Annotated in this window: 7 protein-coding genes; 3 read left to right on the top strand and 4 right to left on the bottom strand. The window is 64.2% G+C overall.

Annotated elements, in window-relative coordinates; genetic code table 11:
• Together ACT6S0_RS25870 and ACT6S0_RS25875 are read right to left on the bottom strand one after the other, a co-directional pair.
• Nucleotides 1–626 (bottom strand): patatin-like phospholipase family protein (locus ACT6S0_RS25870; RefSeq protein WP_444766608.1); only part of this gene is annotated, 626 nt, incomplete at its 3' end.
• 175 nt (nt 627–801) lie between these two features.
• Nucleotides 802–1,059 carry a hypothetical protein gene (locus ACT6S0_RS25875; RefSeq protein WP_444766609.1) on the bottom strand — a complete coding sequence of 86 codons (258 nt, stop codon included), beginning with the start codon at nt 1,057–1,059 and terminating at the stop codon, nt 802–804.
• Nucleotides 1,060–1,266: 207 nt separating this feature from the next.
• On the opposite strand from ACT6S0_RS25875, the gene ACT6S0_RS25880 reads away from it, so the two are divergent.
• The 3 genes from ACT6S0_RS25880 (at nt 1,267) to ACT6S0_RS25890 (ending at nt 4,326) form a co-directional block, all read left to right on the top strand.
• Nucleotides 1,267–2,613 (top strand): serine hydrolase domain-containing protein, encoded by a 1,347-nt coding sequence (locus ACT6S0_RS25880; protein ID WP_444766610.1) that lies wholly within the window; start codon nt 1,267–1,269, stop codon nt 2,611–2,613.
• A 298-nt stretch (nt 2,614–2,911) separates the two neighbouring features.
• Complete coding sequence (locus tag ACT6S0_RS25885) at nt 2,912–3,829, top strand: M35 family metallo-endopeptidase (protein ID WP_444766611.1); 918 nt, start codon at nt 2,912–2,914, stop codon at nt 3,827–3,829.
• Nucleotides 3,830–3,837: 8 nt separating this feature from the next.
• Nucleotides 3,838–4,326 carry a hypothetical protein gene (locus ACT6S0_RS25890; protein ID WP_444766612.1) on the top strand — a complete coding sequence of 163 codons (489 nt, stop codon included), beginning with the start codon at nt 3,838–3,840 and terminating at the stop codon, nt 4,324–4,326.
• Nucleotides 4,327–4,348: 22 nt separating this feature from the next.
• On the opposite strand, the gene ACT6S0_RS25895 is transcribed toward ACT6S0_RS25890, so the two are convergent.
• Together ACT6S0_RS25895 and ACT6S0_RS25900 are read right to left on the bottom strand one after the other, a co-directional pair.
• Nucleotides 4,349–4,843: a nucleoside deaminase gene (locus tag ACT6S0_RS25895; protein ID WP_444766613.1), complete on the bottom strand. Its 495-nt coding sequence runs from the start codon at nt 4,841–4,843 to the stop codon at nt 4,349–4,351.
• A gap of 5 nt (nt 4,844–4,848) precedes the next feature.
• The coding region (locus tag ACT6S0_RS25900) for an MFS transporter (protein WP_444766614.1) at nt 4,849–5,833 on the bottom strand (985 nt) is incomplete at its 5' end.

The following is a 5,833-nucleotide window of genomic DNA, read 5'->3' on the forward strand; positions in this document are numbered from 1 at the left end:
CCGGTGCCGATGGTGATGGCCGTGATGTCCTCCAGCGCGTACCCGGCCTTCACGGCCAGCGCGATGGCGGCAACCGTCGGATCGTGGTTGAAGAAAGCGCCGTCGATGTTGCCTTCGTACGAGCCCAGTTGCCCCGGCATCGCGCCGCTGGACGTGGCCGCCTTTGCGACCAGCACGTCGCCGTGGTCCGCGATCATGTTCGTGTACATGACCGGCTCCCACGGCGTCGGCGTTTTCACGCCGTCCTTCAGCGCGGCACCGCCGACGTTGAACGACACGAACAGCGCGCAGCGCCCGAGGTCGGACACCTTCGCCGTGGGGTGCAATTTGAGCTGCGAGGCGAAGACCTCGTCGATCGAGTACGCGGGCACGTTCGGGTCCGAGTTCATCTTGTTGTAGAAGTCGATCTCCTTCGTGGTGAAGAAGGTGATGAGGTCCTGCGGCTTCGTTCCCGCGAGCAGCTCGCTGGTGATGATCGAGCCCGTCGAGCATCCGGCGATGAGGTCGGTGTTGTCGATGATCTGCGGGTACTTCGTGTACAGCTTGTTCAGGATGGTGACGGACATCAGGCCCCGTATGCCACCGCCAACGAACGAGAGGATGGTGAATTTCTGCTTTTCCGCCATTGCCAACTCCTTTCAAGAGAAATGACTTCCCGGCCGGGGAAGCGGAGTCTGGGCGCTCGGCATGTTTGCCGCTACGAGTGGAATCCCGTTCAATCCAACTCTGTAATTCCGCAAGCCGCGCAAGCATTCGGAATGAAACCTCGAGCGCCGGAAATTGGCGCGAAGGTTCTCTTCTTCACACGGCGCAATCGCAAAGCGCATCGAGCGCGTACCTAAGTTCGCGCTCTTCGTCGGAGGTCAATGCGAGAGCCAGGTTTCGGAATTCAGCTTGGTAGCAAGGCAGCATCAATGTTGCGGAGAGCGCATGGGTGCCGTCGCTTCCGCGCGCGATGTGCTCGTGGCACGCCACGACGCTTCGATGGATTTCGAGCGCACGCGCGACTTTGGCAGAAGGCTGCCGCGTCGCGCTGCCGCTGCTTCTCGTGATGAACATTGCCAGCTCCTCTTGGCGCGCTTCGAGTGGCGCCGTGAAGTCACTCTATTCAAGGCTGGGCGGAGTGGTGAGTAACAACATCGTCGTGAATCCGGATGGCGGTGTTGGTGCCGGAGCCCATGGATGCGATCATTCGCCGCGGCAAGGTGCAATGCCTTGCCCATGGCACGCAGGTGCCATCACCAACAAACAGACGAGGAGATTCGCGTGGATCAAGGTGTCCGGAGGGTGTTCGTCGTTGCGCGCCCGGTGCGCGCTGCGTTGTCGGTTTCGCTGATTGCAGCCGCAGTGCTGCTCGCGGCCTGCGGTGGTGGAGGTGGCGGCGGAGGTGGTGGGGGCGGTGCCATCCTGCCCATCGTCGTGGCGCCTCCTCCTGCCAGTGGGGGTGGCAATCCGGGCACCGGCAGCGGCTATCCGCATGCCTCGGAGCCCGTCGGCACGGTCCGCCAGATCTACGACGGCGCCCTGTCTCCAGACCTCGCCGTCAACACATACCGCAACACCGACCGGCTGTTCCCGACACGGACGATCGAGCCCGGCGGCACGCCCTACGCGCTGCCAGCGGCCGCCTCCCAGTTGACCCAGCTGAGCTTCTCGACTGGCGGCGCGACCTACAGCATGGCCGACTTCATGGCCGCCAACCGCGTGGCCGGCTTGCTGATCCTGAAGGACGGCAAGATCGCCAACGAAACCTACCAGTACGGCAACACGCAGAAGACCCGCTGGATGTCCATGTCGGTGGCCAAGTCGATCACGTCGACACTGGTCGGCCTGGCGGTAAAGGACGGCTACATCGCCAGCCTCGACGATCAGGTGATCAAGTACGTGCCGCGGTTGGCGGGAAGCGCCTACGACGGCGTCACGGTGCGCAATGTGCTGATGATGGCCTCGGGCGTGAAATGGAACGAGACCTACACCGACCCTTCATCCGATCGCCGTCAACTGCTGGAGGCACAGCTCGGCCAGAAGCCGGGTTCGGCCATGGACCTCATGAGCAAGCTGCCTCGCGTGGCCGCGCCGGGCTCCGTGTACAACTACAGCACCGGTGAGGCGCGGGTGGCCGGCGAGATCGTCTACAACGCGGTCAAGAAGCCGCTGGCGCAGTACCTGTCCGAGAAGGTCTGGTCGAAGCTCGGCATGGAAGCACAGGCCAACTGGTGGCTGGACTCGCCGGACGGCATCGAGTTCGCGGCCGGCGGCATCAGCGCGACCTTGCGCGACTATGGTCGCTTCGGCATGTTCGTCATGAACGACGGCTTTGCCGGCGGGCAGCAACTGCTGCCCACGGGATGGGTCACGGAAGCGGGCTCTCCCAAGGTACTGAGCACCGGCACCGCATCGGACTACGGCTACATGTGGTGGCTCCCCACCAACAAGAGCAGCCAGTCTGCGGTGGACGGCGCATTCTTCGCGGTCGGGATCATGGGCCAGCAGATCTACATCAACCGCAAGGAAAAGGTCGTAGTCGTCATCTGGGGAGCGCAGACCAACCCGACAGCGACCGGCATTCCAGCGGTTCCGTTCTTCGATGCGGTCGTGTTGGCGCTCAAGTAGCTGCGGTGCGCGGGCTCTTGCAGGACGCTAGAGCCCGAAGGTCGAGACCGAAGCCCAGAGCGCGCCCAGGCCCACCAGCGCCATCGCAGCCACGAAGATCAGGAGTGCTGGCGGAAAGCGGAAACTTTCCTATCCCGTGAAAAGTTCCTGAGCGGTTGACGATAGACAACAGTCTTAGCGCTCCAAGTCCCATACAACGCCCCGTCACACAACGGGAGCGCATTGAATGGAGCGAAAGATTCTTGTAGTCGGAGATCCGCCAGCCCCTGGCGGCCAGGTATTGCCGTACGACGGCCCCATGTTCGATCTGTATGGACATCGCGTCGCCCTGATCGGTGGCCGAGCCTACTGCGAGGGCTGCAACAGCGTGGGCATCATCGCCAAGGCCGGAGGACCACGGCGTCCGGAGTTCATTTCGGAAGCTGCTCTGGAAGGAGACGTCGTGGTTTGCCACTGCGTGGCACCGCAACCATTGCGCGCCACCCTGCAACACACGTCGACTTATGACGACGGGGCGCACCATGCCACGGCAACGCCCATGATCGCGACCACCTGGCCTGCCGGAGAGATCGCCGCCTTGAAGCAGGCGGTGGACGAGCATGTCACTCACCCACCCGAAGCCGATCAGACCGAAAGAATCTGCTCGAACATGACGAACAGGGAGTTCGCCGTCTTGGTGATAAAGCTGCGAGATATGGCGGTCGACTACATCGTGAAAAGACGGCTCCCTGAATTGGCGCGCTGGGACGAGGAGGCCCAGGCGCGAGCAACCGAGTGGTTCGGCGCGGCCGACCAGGGCATCCGGGAGTATCTGCAAAAGGGTTTGGCCGCATGCGCTCTTGTGCTCCAAGAACTGGAGCCGAAGAACTTCATTCGATACATAGAGGGAGGCAAGATCGCGACTTGCGTCCTGGCAAGCATGAATGGCGCCGCCGCGGCGGTGTGCAAACCTGATACAGCCACCCGCACCATTGCAATCGCGCCCATCTTCTGCAATTTCAAGTTCGACAACAAAACCAACTTCGACACGGGTGCGGTGATGGATGGTGACTCTAGGCTGTTGGCGCTGGTGCATGAGGTGACCCATTTCGATGACACCTTTTCTTCGAATGACACCTGGTACGGAACAACGCGGTCGAGAGAACACGCCGAAGACTCCAGGTCTCGCTTCAATGCGGACAGTCTCGCGTCCTATATCCTCGGCGTTACCGGTTGAGGCATATCGTGATCAAGCACTTTCGATTCCTGGGAGCCTTGGCTCTGACCTTCGCGATGCTCAGCCCGGCCGCCGTGCTCGCATGCAGCCCCATCAAGGTCTTCTATGTGTACTTCGATCGCGACTCTGCGACGGTTGCCGCCGACCAGACCCTGAAGCTTCGCGTCTGGATGCAGGAGCTTCGGGCGCGATACGCCAACCATGAGGCGATCTACATCGGAGCATCAGTCAACCCGGAAGAGCGAGACCACGATCCCAAAGGCCTGGGCCTCGAGCGGGCACGCAATGTAGCTCGCGTTCTTAAAGAAGATCTGCATTTCAGCGCCAGGGTCGCTCTTCCGAGAAGCAGCTATGTTGCAGACCCCGGGTCACTTGCGAGCGGTGCGGCTGAAGACCCGCGAGTTCTTGGAGTGCAGCTCGACTTCCTGCCGGCTTGTCCGCACGAATGCACATGCCAACTTGGTGATCCACTGCATACACCCCCGGCTACTCGCTGACCAAGTGGCCGTCGCAGGCCGCTCAGGAACCTCTGCGCGTCGCAGCCCAATCCGAAAGGATCTCCACTGCCTCGCGATCCATCTTCTGCTCCGCAGGCAAGCTGCGCTGCACAAGCGTCGCACCAGCCTCGGCGCGCAGCGCCTCCACATCGATCGGATGCCGAGCCGCCACCGTCACGCCATCGAAGGCCTTCCCCGACTGCGCGAGCGAGGCCGCGTAATACAGCTTCGCGATACCCGCGATATGCATCGCCGCCGCGCACATCGCGCCGGGCTCGCCCGAGGTGTAGAGCTCGCAGCCCAGCAGGTTGCCGGTGCCGAGCTTGCGGCATGCATCGCGGATCGCTTCGACTACGCCATGCGATGTCGGGTCGTGGTGTGCGACGGAGTGGTTGAAGCCTTCGCCGACGATCACGCCGTCTTTCACGACGACGGCACCGAAGGGCTCGGTGCCGGGCTCGCTCAGCGCTTGTGCAGAGAGGGCAATCGCCCGCCGCATGAACTGTTCCTGGTACATCGTGTTCAGACCTTTCTGGTAGCCGCGCTGTCGAGCGCGGTGAGGGATGGTGCGCCGGCTTGAGGGCCGCGCGCAACGAAGAGGCCCGCCGTGGCGGCTGCATAGCGACGCGGATCGAATCGCAGCATGAGCGGCAGCAGCGCCACCACGACCACCGCGAGGTAGGCCCACGCGAGCGTGAAGCCGCCGGTCTGCTCGCGCACCCAGCCGGTGACGAAGGGCGCGAGCGCGGCGATCATGAAGCCGACGCCCTGCATGAAGCCCGCGAGGGCGCCGGCCTGCGCGGGGTCGGGCAGGTGGTCGAGCGCGAGCACCATGCACAGCGAGAACGCGCCGCCGAGGCCGAAGCCCAGCACGACCGCGATGGCGACTGCCGGCACGGGCGCATCGAAAGTCAGCGCGCAGAAGCCTGCGAGTTGCGCGGCAAGCGTGAGCACCAGCCAGGGCCGCAGGTCGCGCCCGCGGCTGCGCGCGATGGCGGGCATGGCGAGCGCGGAAACCACCTGCGCGGCAGTCATCAGCGCGAGCACCGAGCCGCCCTGCTGCGCGGTCCAGCCCTGCTGTGCGTAGAAGTGCGGCAGCCACGCGACGAGGCTGGTGTAGCCGCCGTTGATGAGGCCGAAGCACGCGGCCAGCAGCCATGCGCGACGGCTCGCGAAGCAGCGCAGCCACGAGAGGCCGCGAAGACCCGGCGCCTCGGCGGCGGCAGTGGATTCGATGCGCCGCATGTTGAGCCAGTACAGCAGCGCGAAGGTCGCGAGCAGGGCCCAGATCGCGAGGCCTGCGTGCCAGTCGGGTCCCTTGTCGCCGCCCAGTGCATGCGCGACCCACGGGCTGGCCATGGCGCCGAGCCCGCCGCCGCCCATGATGGCGGCGGAGTACAGCCCCGTCATCACGCCGATGCGCGCCGGGTAGGCCTGCTTCACCACGCCGGGCATCAGCGCCTGCACCAGGCCGACGCCAGCGCCCGCTAGCGCGGCGCTCCACAGC

Origin of the sequence: Roseateles sp. (assembly GCF_052436255.1) — a bacterium.
In the GTDB taxonomy this organism is placed as follows: Bacteria; Pseudomonadota; Gammaproteobacteria; order Burkholderiales; family Burkholderiaceae_C; genus Pelomonas.

Coding starts and splice junctions, on each gene's coding strand:
- ACT6S0_RS25875 (WP_444766609.1), bottom strand. CDS start 1,059: ATGTTCATCACGAGAAGCAGCGGCAGCGCGACGCGGCAGCCTTCTGCC.
- ACT6S0_RS25885 (WP_444766611.1), top strand. CDS start 2,912: ATGTTCGATCTGTATGGACATCGCGTCGCCCTGATCGGTGGCCGAGCC.
- ACT6S0_RS25895 (WP_444766613.1), bottom strand. CDS start 4,843: ATGTACCAGGAACAGTTCATGCGGCGGGCGATTGCCCTCTCTGCACAA.